Source organism: Thermoleptolyngbya sichuanensis A183, from assembly GCF_013177315.1.
Lineage (GTDB): Bacteria > Cyanobacteriota > Cyanobacteriia > Elainellales > Elainellaceae > Thermoleptolyngbya > Thermoleptolyngbya sichuanensis.
The window spans coordinates 2,813,863-2,833,527 of the sequence record NZ_CP053661.1 but is presented as its reverse complement, the minus strand read 5'-3'; the positions used below and the strand labels follow the sequence as shown (position 1 = coordinate 2,833,527).

At 56.3% G+C, this 19,665-nt stretch carries 17 protein-coding genes and 1 pseudogene; 7 read left to right on the top strand and 11 right to left on the bottom strand.

Features of this window, described 5'->3' with window-relative positions; translation table 11 throughout:
• The first annotated feature begins 200 nt into the window (after window positions 1–200).
• Window positions 201–446: a photosystem I iron-sulfur center protein PsaC gene (gene psaC, locus HPC62_RS11880; RefSeq protein ID WP_012307203.1), complete on the top strand. Its 246-nt coding sequence runs from the start codon at window positions 201–203 to the stop codon at window positions 444–446.
• Between the two features lie 376 nt (window positions 447–822).
• Window positions 823–2,724: a glutamine--fructose-6-phosphate transaminase (isomerizing) gene (gene glmS, locus HPC62_RS11875; RefSeq protein ID WP_172355913.1), complete on the top strand. Its 1,902-nt coding sequence runs from the start codon at window positions 823–825 to the stop codon at window positions 2,722–2,724.
• A 112-nt stretch (window positions 2,725–2,836) separates the two neighbouring features.
• Here the strand turns inward: glmS and HPC62_RS11870 are convergent, their stop codons facing one another.
• The 3 genes from HPC62_RS11870 to mnmH are packed head-to-tail and all read right to left on the bottom strand — an operon-like array spanning window position 2,837 to window position 5,187.
• Window positions 2,837–3,886 (bottom strand): RsmB/NOP family class I SAM-dependent RNA methyltransferase, encoded by a 1,050-nt coding sequence (locus HPC62_RS11870; protein WP_172355911.1) that lies wholly within the window; start codon window positions 3,884–3,886, stop codon window positions 2,837–2,839.
• A gap of 19 nt (window positions 3,887–3,905) precedes the next feature.
• The gene (locus HPC62_RS11865; RefSeq protein ID WP_172355909.1) at window positions 3,906–4,118 is read right to left on the bottom strand and encodes a hypothetical protein; all 213 of its coding nucleotides are present in this window, start codon (window positions 4,116–4,118) and stop codon (window positions 3,906–3,908) included.
• Window positions 4,111–5,187 carry a tRNA 2-selenouridine(34) synthase MnmH gene (mnmH, locus tag HPC62_RS11860; RefSeq protein ID WP_172355907.1) on the bottom strand — a complete coding sequence of 359 codons (1,077 nt, stop codon included), beginning with the start codon at window positions 5,185–5,187 and terminating at the stop codon, window positions 4,111–4,113. Before mnmH ends, HPC62_RS11865 begins: the two co-directional genes overlap by 8 nt.
• Before the next feature lie 164 nt (window positions 5,188–5,351).
• On the opposite strand from mnmH, the gene HPC62_RS11855 reads away from it, so the two are divergent.
• Entirely contained in the window at window positions 5,352–5,810 is a 459-nt protein-coding gene (locus HPC62_RS11855; RefSeq protein ID WP_068509002.1) for a hypothetical protein, read from the top strand.
• Between the two features lie 643 nt (window positions 5,811–6,453).
• On the opposite strand, the gene HPC62_RS11850 is transcribed toward HPC62_RS11855, so the two are convergent.
• On the bottom strand, window positions 6,454–7,536 hold the full coding sequence (locus tag HPC62_RS11850; RefSeq protein WP_172355905.1) for a response regulator: 1,083 nt from the start codon (window positions 7,534–7,536) through the stop codon (window positions 6,454–6,456).
• Window positions 7,537–8,472: 936 nt separating this feature from the next.
• Between HPC62_RS11850 and HPC62_RS11845 the strand changes: the two genes are divergently transcribed.
• The 3 genes from HPC62_RS11845 to HPC62_RS11835 all read left to right on the top strand — a co-directional run bounded on the left by HPC62_RS11845 (window position 8,473) and on the right by HPC62_RS11835 (window position 10,817).
• Entirely contained in the window at window positions 8,473–8,640 is a 168-nt protein-coding gene (locus HPC62_RS11845; RefSeq protein WP_172355903.1) for a hypothetical protein, read from the top strand.
• A gap of 107 nt (window positions 8,641–8,747) precedes the next feature.
• Complete coding sequence (locus HPC62_RS11840; RefSeq protein ID WP_172353244.1) at window positions 8,748–10,061, top strand: NF041680 family putative transposase; 1,314 nt, start codon at window positions 8,748–8,750, stop codon at window positions 10,059–10,061.
• A 144-nt stretch (window positions 10,062–10,205) separates the two neighbouring features.
• Complete coding sequence (locus tag HPC62_RS11835) at window positions 10,206–10,817, top strand: Uma2 family endonuclease (protein ID WP_172355901.1); 612 nt, start codon at window positions 10,206–10,208, stop codon at window positions 10,815–10,817.
• A gap of 120 nt (window positions 10,818–10,937) precedes the next feature.
• Here HPC62_RS11835 and HPC62_RS11830 read toward each other — a convergent pair whose 3' ends face one another.
• From HPC62_RS11830 to HPC62_RS11820, 3 genes are all read right to left on the bottom strand, one after another.
• Window positions 10,938–11,849 carry a phosphodiester glycosidase family protein gene (locus HPC62_RS11830; RefSeq protein ID WP_172355899.1) on the bottom strand — a complete coding sequence of 304 codons (912 nt, stop codon included), beginning with the start codon at window positions 11,847–11,849 and terminating at the stop codon, window positions 10,938–10,940.
• Between the two features lie 145 nt (window positions 11,850–11,994).
• On the bottom strand, window positions 11,995–12,978 hold the full coding sequence (locus HPC62_RS11825) for a trypsin-like serine peptidase (RefSeq protein WP_172355898.1): 984 nt from the start codon (window positions 12,976–12,978) through the stop codon (window positions 11,995–11,997).
• A 214-nt stretch (window positions 12,979–13,192) separates the two neighbouring features.
• On the bottom strand, window positions 13,193–13,471 hold the full coding sequence (locus HPC62_RS11820; RefSeq protein WP_172355896.1) for a CHAT domain-containing protein: 279 nt from the start codon (window positions 13,469–13,471) through the stop codon (window positions 13,193–13,195).
• A 139-nt stretch (window positions 13,472–13,610) separates the two neighbouring features.
• Between HPC62_RS11820 and HPC62_RS11815 the strand changes: the two genes are divergently transcribed.
• Window positions 13,611–14,258: a hypothetical protein gene (locus HPC62_RS11815; RefSeq protein ID WP_172355894.1), complete on the top strand. Its 648-nt coding sequence runs from the start codon at window positions 13,611–13,613 to the stop codon at window positions 14,256–14,258.
• A gap of 16 nt (window positions 14,259–14,274) precedes the next feature.
• Here HPC62_RS11815 and HPC62_RS11810 read toward each other — a convergent pair whose 3' ends face one another.
• From HPC62_RS11810 to HPC62_RS11795, 4 genes and pseudogenes are all read right to left on the bottom strand, one after another.
• Window positions 14,275–15,165 (bottom strand): hypothetical protein, encoded by an 891-nt coding sequence (locus tag HPC62_RS11810; protein WP_172355892.1) that lies wholly within the window; start codon window positions 15,163–15,165, stop codon window positions 14,275–14,277.
• A 447-nt stretch (window positions 15,166–15,612) separates the two neighbouring features.
• Window positions 15,613–18,930 carry a Swt1 family HEPN domain-containing protein gene (locus HPC62_RS11805; RefSeq protein WP_172355891.1) on the bottom strand — a complete coding sequence of 1,106 codons (3,318 nt, stop codon included), beginning with the start codon at window positions 18,928–18,930 and terminating at the stop codon, window positions 15,613–15,615.
• Between the two features lie 123 nt (window positions 18,931–19,053).
• Window positions 19,054–19,403, bottom strand: a pseudogene (locus HPC62_RS24165) (type II toxin-antitoxin system PemK/MazF family toxin).
• Complete coding sequence (locus tag HPC62_RS11795) at window positions 19,394–19,624, bottom strand: hypothetical protein (protein ID WP_172355889.1); 231 nt, start codon at window positions 19,622–19,624, stop codon at window positions 19,394–19,396. The pseudogene HPC62_RS24165 and the gene HPC62_RS11795 overlap by 10 nt, the downstream one beginning before the upstream one ends.
• Window positions 19,625–19,665 lie beyond the last annotated feature (41 nt).

Here is a 19,665-nt window from a genome sequence, read left to right as displayed (position 1 = left end):
AACTGAGATATTACGTTGTTTGAAGTTTTTCGAGGGTTTTCTGAATCTGGCAAAAGCGCTGCTGTAAACTAGTTTCGACTGCAAAAGGTTATGGTTCGGTCTGGTCAAGGGATTCAGCGTTTTGCGATCGCCCTGCCGCAGCCCGAACAGCATTACTCTGATATAACCCTGTCGCTAGATCGTTTGGAGCCTCTATATCCATGTCGCATTCAGTCAAAATTTACGACACCTGCATCGGCTGCACCCAGTGCGTCCGCGCCTGCCCGTTAGACGTTCTGGAAATGGTGCCCTGGGACGGGTGCAAAGCCGGACAAATTGCCTCCTCGCCCCGCACCGAAGATTGCGTCGGCTGCAAGCGCTGCGAAACGGCTTGCCCCACCGACTTCCTGAGCATTCGGGTCTATCTGGGTGCCGAAACCACCCGCAGCATGGGGCTGGCGTACTAGGTTCTACTAGGTTCTATTTGATTCCACTGATTCCACTAGGGTCTATCTACTGGATTCTGGTTGATCAGATTTTGTCTAAGACTTGTTTAGGACTTGTCTAAGACCTGTCTAGAAACAGATGGCATCGGGGCCTTGCGTCCGCTCCATCCGTTCTTGGATACGCATAGCAACCACCAGCAGGAGGGCGATCGCCCTCCTGTTTTTTATTGCCGATGGCTCGTAGGACGGCTCTTTAGGACAGCTCGTCGTGCGATCGCCGATCCAGCGATCGTGACCAAGGCTGCATTCCTGACGGCGCTTTCTCCTAAACTAGATGGAGCATTGCGAGCATGAGCAACCCTGAAACACGGTCAGACGAGCCAGGAGACCAGAAACCATGTGCGGAATTGTGGGCTATATCGGGACGCAGACAGCCAGCGGCATTCTTCTGGAAGGACTCCGCAAGCTGGAATATCGGGGTTATGACTCGGCAGGCATCGCCACCGTGTGGGAAGGGAAGCTGCATCGCGTGCGGGCAAAAGGGAAACTGTTTAACCTCCAGTCCAAGTTGGAGGGCGAAGAATTGCCAGGATTCGTCGGCATTGGGCACACCCGCTGGGCCACCCACGGCAAGCCCGAAGAACACAACGCCCATCCCCATTTCGACATGACGGGGCAGGTGGCGGTGGTGCAAAACGGCATCATTGAGAACTACCGCGAACTGCGCGAAGAGCTGCGGCAGCGTGGCTATGAGTTTGTCACCGAAACCGATACCGAAGTCATTCCCAACCTTGTTGCCGAGTGCCTGCAAACCATGCGGCAGAATGGCGAGGTAGACAGCCTCTATTCTCCGCTGACGGAGGCCGTGCGGCGCGTGGTGCAGCAGCTAGAGGGAGCGTTTGCCATTGTGGTGCTGGCGGCAGATTATGCCGATGAGATTGTGGTGGCACGGCAGCAGGCTCCGCTGGTGCTGGGGTTTGGGCAGGGCGAGTTTTTCTGCGCGTCGGATGTGCCTGCGATTTTGCCCTATACCCATGCCGTCGTGCCGCTGGAAAATGGCGAAATGGCAACCCTGTCGCCGCTGGGGGTGGAGGTGTATACCTTCGCGGGCGATCGCCTCAAAAAGCACCCCCATCGCCTGACCAGCACCTCCCTCACCACCGAAAAGCAGGGCTTCAAACACTTCATGCTCAAGGAAATCTATGAGCAGCCCAGCGTCGTGCGGACCTGTTTGGAATCCTATGTCAACAGCGAATGGACAGCCGCCAGCAGCACGAATCCGATTAACCTCGGCTTGCCGGACGATCTCTATACTGACCTAGAGCAGATTCACATCGTCGCCTGCGGCACCAGTTGGCACGCCAGCCTCGTCGGCAAGCACCTGCTCGAGCAACTGGCGCAGGTTCCTAGCCAGGTTCACTACGCCTCAGAATTTCGCTATGCCTTGCCGCCGCTGACTCCCAATACGCTGCTGATCGGCGTGACGCAATCTGGCGAAACGGCCGATACACTCTCTGCCATCCACAGCGAAAAAGACCGTCGCGCCAGCCTGTCGGCCGCCTACCAGCCGCGCCTGCTGGGCATTACCAACCGCCTGCAAAGCACCCTCACGCGCCTGGTCGATAGCGTCATCGATACCCACGCCGGAATTGAGATTGGGGTCGCCGCCACGAAAACCTTCATCGCCCAACTGATGGCGTTCTATTGTTTGTCGCTGGATCTGGCCTATCGCCGCCAGACGGTTTCCCCGACGCGACTAGAGGAACTGCTGAAACAACTCTGGCAACTGCCTACCCAGCTAGAGGCGCTGCTGGAAACCCAGGAAAAGCGGATCGAGGAACTGGCCCATGAGTTTGTGGAAACTCAAGATTTCATTTTTTTGGGGCGCGGTATTAATTTCCCGATCGCCCTAGAGGGAGCGTTGAAGCTGAAGGAGATCAGCTACATCCATGCAGAGGGCTATCCGGCTGGGGAGATGAAGCACGGCCCGATCGCCCTGCTGGATGAAAAAGTGCCCGTGGTGGCGATCGCCATGCCTGGAAGCGTTTACGAAAAAGTGCTGTCTAACGCGCAGGAAGCCAAGGCCCGCGATGCCCGACTGATCGGCGTGATGCCGCCCAGCGATCCGCACGCCGCCGAAGTGTTTAACGACCTGCTGCCTGTACCAGAAGTGGATGAACTGCTGTCGCCGCTGCTGACGGTGATTCCACTGCAATTTCTCGCCTATCACATTGCCGCCCGCCGGGGGCTGGACGTAGACCAACCGCGCAACTTGGCCAAGTCGGTGACCGTGGAATAGTCACAGAAATCGCCACGGCTCAGATCATCGCATGGCAGCGGAGCGTCATTTCACGGCGACTTAACGGCGACTTAACAGCGACTTAACAGCGACTCCTGCGTCTGCGTTTGCGCTAACTCAGCGGCGAATGGTCAGGCCTGTCTCGAATCCAGACGGGGCGCGATATTGCTCCGCAACGCTGGCGCAATTGCCCCCAAAATTCCGCCCAACCCGCTTCCCCAATCTCCTGCGCCGCGCCCGCCTCCTGGTTTTGCAGCAGCACCGTAAACGCGCCTGCCCCCAGCCCATCCTGGGGAAACATGCGGTAGCAGGGCAATTCCGTCAGGGGCGACTGAAGCGCCGCCAGCGGGGGCACGGACACAGGCGCAAACTGGGGAAACCGTTCCAGAAACCAGTCCATCACGCCTTCGTTTTCGGCGGGGGAATAGGCGCAGGTCATGTAGGCGAGATGCCCGCCGGGAGCCACCAGCCGCGCCGCGTTGGCCAAAATCCGCTTTTGCCGATTGGCGTTTTTGTTGATGGAAACCGGATGGAAGCAGCCCGGTGCGGTTTCGCCCTTGGCTAGGAGCGATTGCCCCGTGCAGGGCGCATCCACGATGACCAGATCCGCCGCCTGGGGCATTGCCTCTGCTAGCACCTGCGAATCTAGGCTGACGGCGGCCACCCGCTGCGGCGCAGTGTTTTCGGCGGGGGTAAAACATCGCCGCAGGTTCGACACCAGCGCCCCCATGCGCTTGCCGATGGTTTCGTTGCTCAGCAAGAGCGCAGGTTGCAGCGTTGTGCCTGCAAAGATGCCCTTGCCGCCGGGGGAAGCGCAGAGGTCGATGATGGTCTGGGGCGGTCTGCCCGCCTGCGCCTTTAGCAGCGCGATGGGGGAAATGGCGAACACCGACGAAAAATCCAGGCAGTAGAAATACCCTGCCTCGTGCCACGGATGAGCGCCCGGCCGCTCTCCCAGCGCCAGTCGATCGACCGGAGCAGGCTGCCAGGACACGGTGGGGGCGATCGCAAACGGCAAGGACTCCGGCCGCGGGCGACACCAGAGAATGCAGGGGTGAAACGGCTGCGGCTGCGTCAGCGCAGTGACAAAGCGCCCCTGCTCCAGCGGATCATCAAACAACTGGCGGCTGAGCTTGAGCAGAAGGTTTGAGGGCTTTTCCACAGTGTCGATTTTGGATTTTTTAGATTTTAGATTTTGGATTTTGGATTTTGGGTTGGGCATTTTCAGGGCTTCTGGCAATTTTATTTGCAGTTTTATTTGCAGGGGAACTTACAAGAGAACCGACAACCTGGACAACGTGCCCACCAAAATCCAAAATCCCCAATCCAAATTTTGAAACATCGGCCAGCCCTGACAGCGTGCCCACCAAAATCCAAAATCCAAAATCAACCATCCGGAGTCAGGGCAAGGTCGCAAAGGGCGGGCGGGTCCTCCGAAACCGTAGCGGGGAGGGCGCGAGCAAAGGCCAGGAGGCGATCGCCACATTCGGCCGCAGACAACCCTGCCACCTCAATGGGGTAGCGGGGGACGGAACGGCGCGTCAGGTCGTAGGTGTAGGTTTTGTCGTAGTAGGTGAGCAGCAGGTCGAAGGCTTCGGGGAGCCGCCGCGCTTGCAGGAGGGCGATCGCCTCCTGAGTTCGCAGCCCGCCCAAGCGCTTGCGGATGCGCTCGGTGGCGGCAACCAAGTCGTCGGTAGAAAAGCCGCCATAGTCTCTGACCAAAATTTCTAGCCGCTCCGCCTGGGGACGCACCAGCTCCAGCACTGCCGCCCGATCCATCTGGCGAAACAGCGGCTCCGGCACGCGGCAGAGTCCGATGCGCTTGCTTTCGGCTTCGATCCACACGGGCCGCGTCGGGTCAAACCCCGCCCAGCGCACAGCGATTTCGTTTTCAAACTGCTCATTGGTGGGCTGGGGGGGTTGGCCCAACATGCCGAAGCTGCTGCCCCGGTGGTGGGCGATCGCTTCCAGATCTAGCACTTGTTCGCCGCGTTCCGCCAGCGCGTGCAGCACGGCGGTTTTGCCTGTGCCCGTCATGCCGCCCAGAATCCAGATTGGCCGCGTCCATGCGGGAACCGTCAGCGCCCACCGCCGAAAGGTTTTGTAGCCGCCCACCAGCGTCGTCACGGACAGCCCCCCCATGCCCAGCACCCAGGCCACGGCTTCGCTCCGCATTCCGCCGCGCCAGCAGTGCAGCCGCACCGGGCCATTTCCAGCGAGCGATCGCGCCTGGGTGATAAACCCGGCAAACTTTGGCCCTGCCAGAGCAAAACCCAGTTCCACAGCAGCATCGCGCCCCTGCTGTTTGTAGCAGGTTCCCACCTGCGCCCGCTCGTCGTCGGTAAACAGTGGAAAGCTGATTGCGCCGGGAATGTGTCCCTGGGCAAACTCGGCCGGGCTGCGGACATCGAGCAGCACTCCGGGCGCAGCTAGAAAATCGGATAGAGCAAGCGCTTGGGTCATGAATAGATCTAAAAGGGAGCCAGAAGGAACCTGAAGGGGGCGCAAAAAGAGTCGCAAAACCCAGAGAATACCTGGCATTTTGTCCAGATGCCTGCCATACTTCCAAACCGAATTGGAAGTGGTATTATGCCGAAGTTCTTAAGCAATTTTATCGGAGCTTTTATATGTCGTTTTCTCCTGAGGAAGGTGCGGCGATTCTCAAGGCGGTGACCATGAGCGGCATGGCGGTGGCGATCGCCGACATGGGCATTGTCTCTACGGCGATCGAAGCGGCGGCTCTGGCAAAGGAAGTCGTGGGTGCAGCCGCCAAGTACCCGACGAACTCGATTATCCAGGGTGTGTTTACTGAAGAAGCCCTGAAGACCTTCAAGCCCGAAACGCCTAAGGACGTAACGCCCGACAATGCGGTAGACATGGCGATCGCCGCGGTAAACGACGCTCTGACGACACTGGAATCCAAAGCCACCCCTGCCGAAATTGCTGAGTACAAACAGTTTATCTACAGCGCCGCAACCCATGTGGCCGAAGCCGCTGGCAGCGGTCTGTTTGGCTCTGGCGCAAACAAGATCAGCCCTGAGGAAGCCGCAACGCTAGCCAAGCTCAAAACGGCGCTAGCTATCTAAGCTCTGACTGCCTGACACATCTCTGGAAACCCCTGATTTCTCGTAGGGGACGCTGGCCCAAAAGCTCCTCTGACTAAGCCCTCCGGCTCCAACTCAGGAGCTATGGGCTTCGATCCCAAGACAACGAATTTTCTGGGCTTTCGGGACTTGTGTCAGGCAACCAGATCTAAGCTGGCGGTTGATATCGGTTCTTGGTCTTGGATTTGCGATTTTGGGATGCTAATTGGACTGCTAATCTGTACAAGACTTGCAGCAGCTTCATTCAGAGCGCCATCGAGAAGAGTTGAGACTAGATTAGCTTAGTTGAATGCGCGTGAATGCGCGAGATGGCTAACCTCTCCAATTTCAAATCAGCCCTAAGCCATGCACTTATTTTCATTGAACGGTGCGTGGCTTTTTTAGAGGATGTTTGAAAAGTCCTACTGTTTGTAGCAAAGCGTGCAAGATCTCCCTAAATCCCCCTTAAAAAGGGGGACTTTAAGGCGGTTTCCCCCTTTTTAAGGGGGGCTAGGGGGGATCTCTGAGTGCTTAACATTACAAACGATACCTTTTCAAACACCCTCTTAATTCGTCAGTTCAGAAAACTAGATTAACAAGCCAAAATTGCCAAGCCAAATCGCCAATCTAAAATCCAAAATCAACATCAGACGGGCAGCGTAAAGTAAAAGACCGAACCAACTCCGGGCTGAGATTCGGCCCAAATTCGCCCGCGATGCAGTTCTACAATTTTTCGACAAATAGCCAGCCCCAGCCCCGTTCCGGGATAGTTTTCAGCAGTGTGCAGTCGTTGAAAAATTTCAAAAATCGACTTTAGATGGGACGCTTCAATGCCAATGCCGTTGTCGTGTATTGCAAATAGCCAGTCTGTTTCGCGCTGGGTTGCAGTGACCAAAACCTGGGGCGATCGCCCTTCAGTCACAAACTTAATGGCATTCCCAATCAAATTTTGAAAAACCTGGACAAGCTGCACCTGGTTTGCCTGAACGACTGGAAGATTCTCATAGGTAATGCTGGCATTTTTTTCAGCAATGCTCGTTTCCAGGTTTTCCAGAACGATGTCTAAAATCACTGTACAGTCAGTCGTATTTAGCTCACGTTCCTGATGCCCCAACTGGGCATAGCTCAGCAAGCCCTGGATCAACTGCTGCGATCGCCTGCCAGATTCCAAAATTCCCGCCAGATACTCGACGGACGTTTTATCTAGATGAGTCTCATGCTTCATCATCAGCAGTTTGGCAAAGCCCATCATCGTTTGCAGGGGTTGCTGCAAATCGTGAGAAACCGCATAGGCAAACTGCTCTAGCTCCCGGTTGGAATGCAGCAACTCCTCATTGCACTGAATAAGCTGATGCTGGAGTTTTTGTAGGCGCATCTGCGTTTCAACGCGAGCTATTACCTCTGCTTCTTGAAAGGGTTTTGTAATGTAGTCTACACCGCCTGCATCAAACGCTTTTACCTTATCCATGACATCACTCAGTGCGCTAATAAAAATCACTGGGATATGGCTAGTTCTTGGATTGTCTTTTAGGATCTGGCAAACGGCATAGCCATCCATCTCTGGCATTCGCACATCCAGCAAAATGATGCTAGGCAGGCTGGCTTGAATAGAGGCGATCGCGCTTTGTCCACTCAGCGCCTTGCGGACTTTGTATCCTTGTTTTGTCAGGATTGCCGACAGCACCCGCAGGTTATCCGGCATATCGTCGATAATTAAAACATCATCCATATATTGACAGAGAATTTGTAGAGACGTCGGACTGACCGCCTGACACATCTTTAGGCAGCCTCCCAGGGGGATACTAGCAGCGCATGGATTGGATTCTAGAGAACCAGATAAGGTCATAATACTGGGCCTCAGCTTGTTTAGAAGCAAAACAGGGTTCAGGGTCAACGCTAAAGAGGGCAATCGGTGATAGTGGCCGCCCTTGGTTGACCGCCCCCTTGAGCCAGCGGAGACCGATTTTGAGATGATATCGTTCAGGACTCTGGAGATATGCAAATTTCAGCGTCTCATGTCAGCTCACCCTTTCCTACCCACCTTCACGAGATTTCAAGCCTTTTGCCCACTTGTGTCAGGCAGTCAGGCTGGGGAGACTTGGGGTTCGGCTTCAGAAACCGTGGGCGCGGGCTGTAATGGCTGAGCAGGGAGTTGAACTCTGTCCCCATTCGACTCCCTGTTCAACAGGTGAGATGGCCTATCAGGCTGCTCCAATATCCCTTCATCCAAACGAGCCAAGGTAGGCAACGGGGGGTAGACGAGTCTGCGGATGGATCTGAGGGGATGTCGGGTGGCACGTCTGATGCTGGCGATTCCATCTCTTTCTCTGAAGGATTGCCAATGACCGCCATCAGGGTTTTGAAGCGACTGACTCGCTTTTCTGCTTGCTTTTCAGCCATTTAAGTAGATAGACCAGATTAAAAAACAGATCCTGAACCCTGCGCCGCCCGCTGAGCGGGCGGCGCAGGGTCTTTGGGTTTTATGTTTATTAATGTCTACCTACTTAGAATTTCCTCTCCTATTGCACAATACTCGTTCCAGGCAATGCGAGAGCGGCGATCGCCCACTGAAACCGTCGAACGCTGCGGAACTTCGAGCAGCATTTGGGATTCTTGAGCGGCGATTGCCACTCGGGCACGCCAGCAGCCCGCCCATCTGCATGACGTGGCTGTTCGGGTTGACGAGGCCCGTCGGTCTGCCCAGCAAGCCGCCTTTGCTGCCCGGATGCAGACTTACCTAGCGTCGGGCGACCCGATCCTGATGCGAGAGGCGATCGCCTGGATGCAAGCGCGATCGCCCTCGACACCCATGACCTCCTCACCAATGACATAATGAAACCCAGGATCTAACTTTAGTTTGGACTAATGGTGAAGAGGAAGGCAGTCAATGAGAAGCACCGACTGCCGTAAGGTCAATGAAGTACAACCAACATTGACCCCATGATTTTCAACGAACTTCAGCAATTTCGCCAAACGTTGTATGCCAGCTTGGGAAACGCCAGAGATGCCCTGTTTGATCTGATGGATGCCGTGTTAGTGAGTGCGTGCATCGTGTCGTTTGTGAGGCTATCGCAGAGTCCTGTCTTTCGTCGCCAGTGGTCGAGCACCTATGAAGCGTTGCGCGATAGCCGCCTACCCCGATCAAAGGTGCTGAAGCTGTTGGTGCAGCAGATACCGACTCAGCAGCAACCGTTGTTGGCAGGTGATGCGAGTCGGTGGAACCGTCCTGCTGCCAGGCGTTTGAAAGACCGCACCTTATCAGGCAGAACAGGACATGCCCCGATAGCCGGACAAAACTACAGTACCTTAGCCTGGATTGCTGAAGACAGGGGCAGTTGGGCATTACCATTGCGGCATGAGCGCATCACCAGCTTTGAAACACCCGCCAGTAAAGCGGCATTCCAACTCAAACAAGTGACTCGGCAGTTAGCGGTGCGTCCGTTGGCGATCTACGACCGAGGGTACGGCAATGCCAGTTTTGTCAACCAAACGGCAGGGATTGAGGCAGACTTGCTGCTGCGGGTTACATCCAATCGATGTGTCTATGGCGCGCCCCCAGCGTATCGAGGGCGAGGCGCACCTGCCAAGCATGGACATAAGATGAAACTCAATGACCCTGACACTTGGAGTGTCCCGGTCGAAACCGTTGAAGTCGATGATCCCAACTGGGGACGAGTGCGGGTCAGTCGTTGGAGTGCATACCATTTCCGCAAATCCCCCAAACGGGCAATGGAAGTGTTGCGCGTGGAGGTGCTGGAGACACAGAGCAGCACGCGACGCTTGGCTCCTTTGTGGTTAGTTTGGCTGGGTGAGCAGATGCCTCCGTTAGAAACCCTGTGGTTGCACTACCTCCGTCGCTTTGCCATTGAACACTGGTATCGCTTTGCCAAGCAGAGGCTATATTGGACACATCCCCAGTTCAGTTCTGTATCGGCAACCGAACAGTGGAGCAGCCTGATGCCGTTGCTCAGTTGGCAGTTGTGGTTAGCGCGAAAGGACTGTACTGACCACCCCTTGCCCTGGCAGGCACCGCAAGAAACGTTGACTCCGGGTCGGGTCGCACAAGCGTTTGCAGGCATTTTGGCAGCGATTGGCACCCCTGCTCCTGCGCCTAAACCTCGTGGTAAATCGCCAGGACGAGGCAAGGGGCACAAGCCAACTCCTCGTCCCTGCTATCCGATGGTCAAAAAACGAGCCTCGAAACGCAAGACATCCGAACAATCCCTGAACAGTCCGGTTGCAACAGCAGCTTAACTGCGAGCAGGATTGTATCCAATTCCTTAAGTTCAACTGTTATGAACGGTTGAGCAGATTCTTTATGGCATCCTGTTGAGCATTATTGTGATGCCAGTTAGTCCAAACTAAAGATCTAAGTAGGGATTCAATCGAGACGACCCTATGGTTTCACTGACGTTGCCCCTGGTGCTGGAGACGACCGAGGTTCATCTTACCGATGAGCAGTTTTATCAGCTTTGCCGCAGTAACCCCGACCTGGCTATTGAACGAAGTGCCAAAGGAGCTTTGATTGTTATGACTCCTGTGGGGGGAGAGGGCGGCAGCTATGAGATGGAATTGGGAGCAGATTTGACCCTGTGGAATCGACAAACCAAAATGGGCAAAACCTTCAGTTCCTCTACCTTGTTTAAGCTGCCGATTGGCGGTGGGGGCGAAGCCAGCGCATCCAGCTTTCGCTCTCCAGATGCCGCATGGGTGGAGTTATCCCGCTGGCAGGCGCTGACCCCAGAACAGCGGCGGAAATTTCCCCCCATTGCCCCTGACTTTGTGATTGAACTGCGCTCTCCCAGCGATGACCTGGAACTGTTGCAGGCAAAGATGCAGGAATACATGGATGCCGGGGTTCGATTGGGCTGGATGCTGAACCCGCAGGAACAACAGGTGGAGATTTACCGCCAGGGGCAGCCCAAAGAGGTGCGCGAATTGCCCACAGAACTCTCTGGCGAAGACGTGCTGCCTGGATTCGTGTTGCCAGTATCCCGCTTTGAAGATTGAGGGGTCAGCTCGGCGGAAATTTGCGTAAATTTTTTGCGTAAATTTTTTGCGTAAATTTTTGCGTAAATATTTTTTGCGATTTTTTGCGTAAATTTAGAGAGGCATAAGCTTGGCCGGACTTTAGGGGACTTGGGGGCGGAGGTGTCCCTGCTGAAACTGAGTCCAGGCGGTTTGGAGCGCCGGGGGAGCAGGGGTGCGGGCATCGTAGACCGCGATCACATTCGTCAGGTTGCGTCCGGCAGGATAGACAATTGTGCCCCGCGCTGCCAGCGCCACAGACGCTCCACCGTCTAGGTTCATCGCCTGGTATGCGCCCAACTCTCGCAGGATTTCGGCAGCGCGACGCAGGGAGACTGCATCGATACACGCCACCATCAGCAGTGTCCGACTGTCTTGGGAAAACCCAATGGCAGACCGCCCAGCGGCCGTCTGGGGATTGACCAGATGGGCGGTGGTAAAGCCTTCGGCCCGCACCCGCTCCGCCGTCACCGATACCTGCCCATCCGTCACCAGCCGGGGCCCACAGGTGAGGGAAAACCAGTATTCGCCCCACGCCCGCGGCCGGTTTTCCAGATTGGGCGTGAGCATCTCTGGCCGCTGGTTTTGGCGCAGGCTGAGGGTCGTGCCCCGCGTTTCCCAGGCAAAATAGCGCAGCAATCGCCCTGCTCCTACCATATTTCCCATTACATCCCGATGAGGCGCAGCGGTATTGAAAAATGTGCCATTTGCCACCACAGCCGCCTGCATTCGCCGGACGATTTGCGGGAACGGCTCGTCGCCATAGGAGCGCTGGGGCGTGTTGGCCTGGGGCGCGTCGTTGGCCAGCCCAAGGGTGACCAGGGTTTCTGGCTGCGACAGGTCTACGGTGGTCAGGTGAAAGGCAACGCCCTGGAGCGATCGCCGCTGGGTGTCTACTGCGGCGGCGGGTTGGGCGATCGCCCTGCGAGACACGCCATAGGCCGCGCCCAGGGCCGCGCTACCCAGCAGGAGCGAGCGTCTTGAGAGTTTGTGAGTGAGAGGTGAGTTGTTCATCTTGGCTGGCCTGAGATTTCAATCAGTGCAGAAAAAGTGGCGATCGCCCTCGAAAAATCGTCTATCTCAATCATCCTCAATCATCCAAAATCGCCCATCTAAACTCCAAAATGCAGTCGGGCGATCGCCCCCCAACCCGCCTGAGCTATCGTGCAAACTGGCGGATAAAGGCCACAATCGGGTCGATTTTGACCCCGTAGTTCACCACGCCCTCACGGACACGCTGACCGGGGCCATCTTCATAGGTGCGAGTGCGGCCGCCAGAATGCAGCGCCACAATGCGAAACTGGCCGTTAACCTGAGCCAAGATGGGGCTGCCCGATGCACCGCCCGTGGTGTCGCAGTCGTGAATGATGTTGCCTTCCACCTCGCCCAGGATGCTGCATCCTACATGCACCCCCGCAGTGCGGCCAGGATTATCCGCAGGAAAGTCACCCGAATAGCCTGCCAGGGTCAGTTGTCCGCTGTAGGGTCTATTCACAAGCTGGCTCAGCGGCAGCGAAGTCCAGGCGAGGGTGCCATAGATCGTTCCAATCGGGCGATCGAGCTTGGCAAAGGCCCAGTCGTTGGGGTGGGGTGCGGCGTTGCCGTCGCGGAAATCCGTGCCATAGATTACGTCCACCACCTGCGCCACATCCTCAGGGCGAACCACTGCTCCGTCAATCAGGTTGGGGGCAAAGGTGATGTTTTGCCTCACCTGGTTGGTGCGCTCATCTACAACGCAATGGGCATTCGTTAGCACCACGTCTGGCGCAATCAAGCTGCCTGTGCAGATGGATACTTGGTTCTGCCCAACGGGGCTTTGCAGCCGACCAATGGCCGACCAGGGATAGGCCCGACTGGTCATGAGACGGCGATCGTCTCGACCCATGATCCCTCGACTATCCTCACTGGGGTTCGCAGACCGGCGCAATCCCTGCGGAATCAAGGGCTGGGGGTTGGGCACTAGGCCAAAATCAGCCACCTTTTGAGCCAAGTTGCGATTGTTTGAGGTGCGCTCGGTCTGGGCTTGCGCGGTTTGGACTGGCTCAGGGGCGACCGTTTGGGCGCGGGCCGAGAGGATGGTGGCGGCTAGCAGGGTGCAGGCGAGGCTGGCGAGGGCAAGCAGGGGGCGGGAAGCAGTTTTCATGATGTAGTTTGTCGATAGTTGTCGATAGTTAGAACTAACTGGCTCGGAAGTCCCCCTTGATAAGGGGGATTTAGGGGGATCGGGTCGGGCGCGATCGCCCTTCACGCCTACCTAGTTCCGCAAGATCAGGAGGTATGCAGAGGGAAGAGGGAAGAGGGAAGAGGGAAGAAGGAAGAAGGAAGAGGGAAGAAGGAAGAACGAAGATCTAGAATCTTTACAGTCCGTTGCCGATGATTACGAATGCTGACCAGTAGTAGGAATGGGCGAAGCGGGTGTCTACGCTGATGCCTTCTAGGGGCACGATTGGCGCAGTGCTGGAACTACCAGAGGCATGGTGGGTAGTGCCGCCGTGGAGCATTTGCAGTTGGGCTTGCTGCATGGCCTGGGCGATCGCCATCGGTTCCTGTTCTGTGCCCTGCGCCAGCGTCTCGTAGAACTCCTGCATGAGTTCGCTGGTTGCGCCGTCATTCACCTGCCACAGCGACGCAATCACTGTATTGGCTCCGGCATTGATAAACGCCTGGGCAATGCTCGACTGCGTTACTCAGCAGCACTCTAGAGACAGCGTTGAGACTGCATCGCTCTCCCCGATTGGCTAAAATGGCTGCATCTGAGTGATTTGCGTCTGCGCTATGCCCCGCCCGCCCAAAATCCTCAAGCCCAACGAAACCTACACCTTTACGCAGTATGCCGAGTTGCCCTACGAGCGCGACGATATCTTAGCTGACCTGGGCTGCACCCTATCCAGGCAGCGGGTGGAGTTGCCCTACTATATGGGGGCGTTGCAATTGCAAGCGTTGGACGATCAACTCAATGATGCCTTCCAATTCACGACCATTAGCAGCGAACAGGCGCGGCGCGAGTTTCTAATTGCGCCCATCATTGCCCATGTCTGCCGCCAAACGGGGCAAAAGGTACGGGTGGAATATCCGCTGGCGGTGAGTGGCTGGCTGCGCGGCACACTGGACTACTACTTTCAGGCTAGCAACCTGCTGATCATCGAAGCCAAGCGCGAAAACCTCTACACAGGCTTCACGCAGCTTGGTGCAGAGCTGGTGGCGCTGAGCCAGTGGATCGACCGTGATACGCCCCTCCTCTACGGCGCAGTCACCACGGGTCAAATCTGGCAGTTTGGCACCTTCGACCGGGCTACCCAACACCTCACAGAAGACCCCACCCTCTACCGCATCCCCGAAGAACTGGAGCAGGTGGTTCGCCTGCTAATGGGTATTTTGTCTCAACAGCCGACCCCGATGTTGATGAACCCTACGCTTGCCTGAGATCGCTCCACCGCTCTTACCATTGTGCAGTTACCCAAAGCTGATACTCCCCGCGCTGCTGGGGATCTGCCGCCTGCACCCGCAGGATGTGGTTGCCCGGTTCCGACAGCGCAATTTCGTGAAGTATCTGGCGCGGTTCTTCCACACTGCTCTGAGCGTGACTCCATGCCTGAATCAATTCCCAATTCTGTTCCGCAGATGAGGTTTCAGATGAGGTTTCAGAAGAATTGGAGGGCGATCGCAGCAGGGAGATCTGCATGTCGAAGTCTGTGCTTTGCGCCAGAATTTCCACGGTTTGAGGCTGGCTGAGGGTGAAGCTGTGGTCGCGGTAGGGGCGGTTGTCGGGGGTGCGGGTGGCATGGCCGTCGGAGCAGCGCCCGGAGGTGTTCACGAGCGGGCAGACCGCAGACACCACGTTGCGCTGGAGCGCTTTCCAGTCTGGCGAGGGATGAGGGTCTGACCGCACCACTGCCCAAAATTCTGACCAAAGCTGCTGGCTGGCGTAGTAATCGGCTCGACGGGCGATCGCCGCTTTGCCGCTGAGGTTTTCCTGGGCGATCGCCCGCTCTACCTGGGCTAACTCCGTCGAGAGGCGATCGCGCTCTGCCGTATCCATCACCCGAAACCGAAAAGACCTGGGCGCAAACTGCCTAAAGGACAGCAGCAGGTTGTAGGACTCGCCGGGTTGCAGCGCGATATCTGGCGTAATGCCGTAGATGGGGCTACCAGGAATGACCTCCTCTATCAGTTGGTCTGCCTCTGTCACCGGGCGGCTCCAGAGAATGTCGCTTGTCCCTGCCCGCTGGAGCGCCACCCGGTCTGCCACACCCTGCCACACCAGCATTGGGCGGTTGCTGCTGACTCGCAGTTCCGTCGTTGCATCGGCATAGGGCGCAACCAGACACACCTGATCCCCCCTGGAGGTGGCGGGTAATCGGGGTCGCGGCGGCGCACTGCGGCTAAACCACTGGCTCCAGAACCGCGCCTGAGCGGGCAGCGTCGGGGAGAAGCTGATGAGTAGGAAGGTGAGGAGGGAAGGGGGAAGAACGAAGAGGGAAGAGGGAAGAACGAAGAGGGGAGGGGGAAGAACGAAGAGGGGAGGGGGAAGAGGAAGGCGTGGGCATATGGGGTGTTCTTTTGGGAGGTTTTGGGTTTTGGGGTGTGGAAGTGTTTGGTCTTCCTGGGGCTAGATAGATTCGCTGGTCTTTCACCTATGCAGGGCGATCGCCAAGCTAGGGCAATCGATAAGGCTCAAGAAGGCGCTATGCTTTTGTGGCGGATTTCGCCTCTACCCCATTTCCATAAAATCTGTCGTGAGGGTTTGAAGGATTGGTGTCTCTAGCTTAGTGCTGAGCTACTCTGCTTCAAACTCATAGCTGGTAAACTTCAGCGTGCGACAATTTTCCGTAACCGTGCGGGTCGCTTCATCTGTGGCTCCTTCTGGAAAAGTCGCTTCCACTTCGAGCGTAATTTTCACCTGCGCTCCATTCAAAGCGGCCAGATGGCGAATGACTTCATCGGCGATCGCTGAGGTATCTCGATTGATCCGTAAGGGGTCAAGCTGCACACTTCCGTAAAACCTGCTCCTCTTGAGAGGAGTTGGGGTGGGTTCTAGGTCGGGTTTGGGCGTTGGGTGTATTACACCTGGCCCAGGAGGGATGTCAGTGGGTTTTGGGTCAGGTTTGGGGTGTGCCTCATCCAACTGTTTTTGGGCAATCTCTGGCTTCACGAGTAAGCTTTGGGGGCTAATGCTGGGGGTGATGCCTGTGGCAATGCTCAGCCCGAGATATTTACCCTTGGTTTCGTCGAATCCTTCAGCGTAGGCAAAACTATCTGCCCAAGCAGTCGAGGCGACACCGTTGCGAACGGCTTCTAACAAGACAGACGCATCTTTTAGGCGCGGCAGGTATAGGTATTGGGTCAAATAGTTCCAGAGGCGCTTCAGATCGATGTGATTGGCCTCGCGCCAAAGGAAGGGGTCTAACGCCTCGAGCCGCAGATTGGTGGGCGCATAGGTTGTCAGCAAGTCTTGTTCGCTGACCGCTTTGCGGCTGGCCTGCAAAATTGGAAAGTCTTGGCCCTGTAGCCGAGCTTCTTTCCATTCGATTGGGCCTTGGGCCTCTGGCTGATGGGGCACTAAGAGCCATTGATAGGTTTCTCGCAAACTGACGGCAACGGCTTCTTTGGCTTGGCTTAGTTTCGATTCAGCTTGTCTGGTTTGGGCAGGGTCGAGGTTGAGGGACTCTTTTTCCTGTACGATGGCGTTCCAAGCAAGGTATTGGGCCGTGCTTCGTTCTAGGGTTTCAATCTTAGCCTTGTCGGGAGCGAGAAAGAGGAGGGTGTTTTTGTAATACCGAGGGCCGCTGCCCCGATGCGCTAGGGCATCTTCGACCCACTGACGGGCGGGGCTATCGGGGCTGCTTTTGCTGTGGGGATGCTGAGGATGCAACACCACCAACCGCACGCCTTGGTCTGGGTCGTCGGGGATGTCGGCGGTGGAGTCGGGGGCGACGTGGACTGCGCTAAATTCGCCGCGATTTCTGTCTGCTTTGAGGCGCTGGATGATTTCTGCCCAAACCGGATCGCGATCGCCCAACAATTGCTCTGCCCGCTCTAGCGCCGTGCGATTGATATTGGGCTGGGTGGAAATCCAGTAGCGCTTGCTCTCATCAACATACAGGTAGGTGGCGCGGTCGGTGAGGTAGCGGAGGGCATCGCCAAACACGGCTGGAGTTTCACCCGGTTGCACGCAGCCTAGCTTAATGCGGCGATCGTCAATGCCTCGGTTGGCTGCTCGCAGGGTAGGTGCAGACCCCATATAGATGGTGCGGGCTACGCGGCGACAGGCAGAATAGCGGCCCAGGTTGGGAAACTGGCGATCGAGGGCAAGGGGCAAGGAGTTGGCCCCGTCTACATCTTTATCGATGACGGGCTGCCAGTGGTCATCGAGATAGCGCGTCAGTTCCGACTGCACTTGTAGATCATCCATCGGGATGTGGGCCGGCAGGATGATGAGGCTCTGGTCATGGCGTTCCCAGAGGGAGTGGATGACCTTAGCCATCAGGCGCAGCACGCCACGGGTGCGCTGGAATTTGTCGAGGGTAGACCAGTCTCCATAGAGGCGATCGAACAGTTCGGGGTGGATAGGATAGGCGGCTTTTAGGCGACGTTCATAATCCGATTCTTTGCATTCGCTAGGAAACTCTTGGCTCTGGCTGCGATACAGGTCCATGCAGGCTTTGACCACAGCATCTCGTTGTACATAGAGGCCAGGGTCGCTGATGGGTTGAAACAAGCGTCGGCGCACAATTTCAAAACTCTCTTCGGCACTTGCAGGCCGCCAAGGCGACTCCACCCGACCAATCGCATTTTTGAGCCGATCGAGGGCTTCTTTGCCGCGATCGCCCCCAATTTCGATATCCGACGATGGAATACTAACCACCAGCAGCGTGTCTTTGGCATTCTTAGCCGATTCGCTCAGGGTTTGGGCAAAGGTAAACTGCGTATCAAAGCTGCCGCCGGCTAGGTCGCTGGTTTCGTGCAACTGGCGGGCATAGGACACCCATTCGTCGATCAGAATTAAGCAGGGCGAATATTGGTTGAACAGGGTCTTCAGCGCATCGCCTGGATTCGTTGAGGTTTCGTCGGCAGAGCGAATGATTTCATAGGCTTCGGCTCCCCCTAATTGCCAGGCCAATTCCCCCCACAGGGTTTTGATGACCGGCCGCTTGGACGCGCCAGGCCCGTAAGGTGCGATGCCACTAGGCTGGAGCTTGTTGCCCACCAACACGGCCACGCTCACATTTTGGGGAAGCGCATCGATGCCCGCCGCCTGAAAAACGGGTTCCATCCCCGGCAGGTTGCTGACTCGCAGTGCTTGGCACAGGTGGTAGAGGGCGAGCATGGCGTGGGTTTTGCCCCCACCGAAGTTGGTCTGTAGCTCAATCACTGGGTCGCCCCCTTTTCCGCTGAGGCGTAGCAGCGCATTTTTGAGCAATTGCTGCAACCCATCCGTCAGGAAGGTGCGGCGATAGAACTCTGTGGGGTCGCGGTATTCGTCGGAGCCTTCGTCGAGATATACCTGCCACAGGTCGGCGGCAAATTCGGCTTGTTGGAACTGCCCTGAGGCCACATCGGGGTGGGGGGTGACGATTTCGCGCCAGGGCTTAAGTCCTGCTTGGGGCTGGCCTTCTGTCGGTGCTCCTGTAATGCGACGGGTTTCGCGGCGGGCCTGTTCTTCAAAGCGGATGCGGAGGAGTTCTTGCTTTTGTTTTTCGACTTCGGCCGCTTCAGGAGCGGCGATCGCCGTCAATAGACGAGTGACGCTATCAAGAGCGCGGTAGGCATCATCGGTCGAAAAGCTGCTGTTGTGCGCCCATTCGTTACGGGTTTCGCGCAACTCACTCACGAGCGTGCGTTCTGTTTTCCCCAGCGTTTGCCTAAAAACGTCATTCCACTTTTCCCACATGACGATCAGCAGCGCAGAAACGTCGTCCCTGAGGATGTCTTGGGCACTCTTGGATCTCCCGTAGCTTTCGGGAAGACAGGCCGAAGCCGCCAGAGGCCAGCGATCGCCATGAATGGCTTTCATCTCTCGTTCCACAAAGGGATACAAGCCCTCCCGGAGCAGACTCAGGGCACGACCTACTCGTTCGTGATTGCTAATGGCCATAGTTGATCTTGTGTATAGTGTGAGGGATATCTTTAGGCTTCTTCGTGAGATTTCTGCGTGTGCTTGGGTCTTTGTCGTGAAGAGGAAGCACAAAGGCACAAAGGACACCAAGAGACAGAAGGCTCACAAGTCAAGACGAAAGGCTTGGATGAAAATTTGGTTCAGATAGTTTATCTGGCGTACACTCAATTGACCTAAGCGTCGCTGTAGCAGACGGCGCTCCAGGGTAACGATTCGAGTCACTCTGATTTTGGAGGTCACTTTAAGCCCGGTTTGAGCAAATTCTGGGTCGCTTGTCTCAAGTAACAATTCATCTGACATAATGCGTTCCAGATTTTGCGAGGAGATGAAGCATAAGGTGATTCTTGCCCTTGAGGATCTACCCAAAGAACGGCAGAAGGTCGGAGTTTCGTTTGGCTGAGATCAGTGAAGGGAAACGGAACCAGAACAATGTCCCCTTTACTCAAAGACATGGAATGGGTTCTCCATCGTCTAAGGTGTAGAGGTCAGGTTCACTGTTGAGAAAATCGAAGTTGAGAAAATCGAAGCTACTGCCTCTGAGAGCAAGGGTGAGGATATCTGAAGTAGACGGGTAGGCGCAGTCAAAGAACAGTTTCTCTGCCAACGCAGCTTGTTCTTCAGGCGATAGAGAACCAATCACCTGGATAATGGCATCAATTAACTGGGTGTTCATAGGCTCTCTCCACGTCTTTAGTATTCCTTGTATCTTTATCT

What these genes read in the sequence shown, in the direction of transcription:
- psaC (WP_012307203.1), top strand. Translation starts at nt 201, where the DNA reads ATGTCGCATTCAGTCAAAATTTACGACACCTGCATCGGCTGCACCCAG.
- glmS (WP_172355913.1), top strand. Translation starts at nt 823, where the DNA reads ATGTGCGGAATTGTGGGCTATATCGGGACGCAGACAGCCAGCGGCATT.
- HPC62_RS11865 (WP_172355909.1), bottom strand. Translation starts at nt 4,118, where the DNA reads ATGGTTGATTTTGGATTTTGGATTTTGGTGGGCACGCTGTCAGGGCTG.
- mnmH (WP_172355907.1), bottom strand. Translation starts at nt 5,187, where the DNA reads ATGACCCAAGCGCTTGCTCTATCCGATTTTCTAGCTGCGCCCGGAGTG.
- HPC62_RS11855 (WP_068509002.1), top strand. Translation starts at nt 5,352, where the DNA reads ATGTCGTTTTCTCCTGAGGAAGGTGCGGCGATTCTCAAGGCGGTGACC.
- HPC62_RS11850 (WP_172355905.1), bottom strand. Translation starts at nt 7,536, where the DNA reads ATGGATGATGTTTTAATTATCGACGATATGCCGGATAACCTGCGGGTG.
- HPC62_RS11840 (WP_172353244.1), top strand. Translation starts at nt 8,748, where the DNA reads ATGATTTTCAACGAACTTCAGCAATTTCGCCAAACGTTGTATGCCAGC.
- HPC62_RS11835 (WP_172355901.1), top strand. Translation starts at nt 10,206, where the DNA reads ATGGTTTCACTGACGTTGCCCCTGGTGCTGGAGACGACCGAGGTTCAT.
- HPC62_RS11830 (WP_172355899.1), bottom strand. Translation starts at nt 11,849, where the DNA reads ATGAACAACTCACCTCTCACTCACAAACTCTCAAGACGCTCGCTCCTG.
- HPC62_RS11825 (WP_172355898.1), bottom strand. Translation starts at nt 12,978, where the DNA reads ATGAAAACTGCTTCCCGCCCCCTGCTTGCCCTCGCCAGCCTCGCCTGC.
- HPC62_RS11815 (WP_172355894.1), top strand. Translation starts at nt 13,611, where the DNA reads ATGCCCCGCCCGCCCAAAATCCTCAAGCCCAACGAAACCTACACCTTT.
- HPC62_RS11805 (WP_172355891.1), bottom strand. Translation starts at nt 18,930, where the DNA reads ATGGCCATTAGCAATCACGAACGAGTAGGTCGTGCCCTGAGTCTGCTC.
- HPC62_RS11795 (WP_172355889.1), bottom strand. Translation starts at nt 19,624, where the DNA reads ATGAACACCCAGTTAATTGATGCCATTATCCAGGTGATTGGTTCTCTA.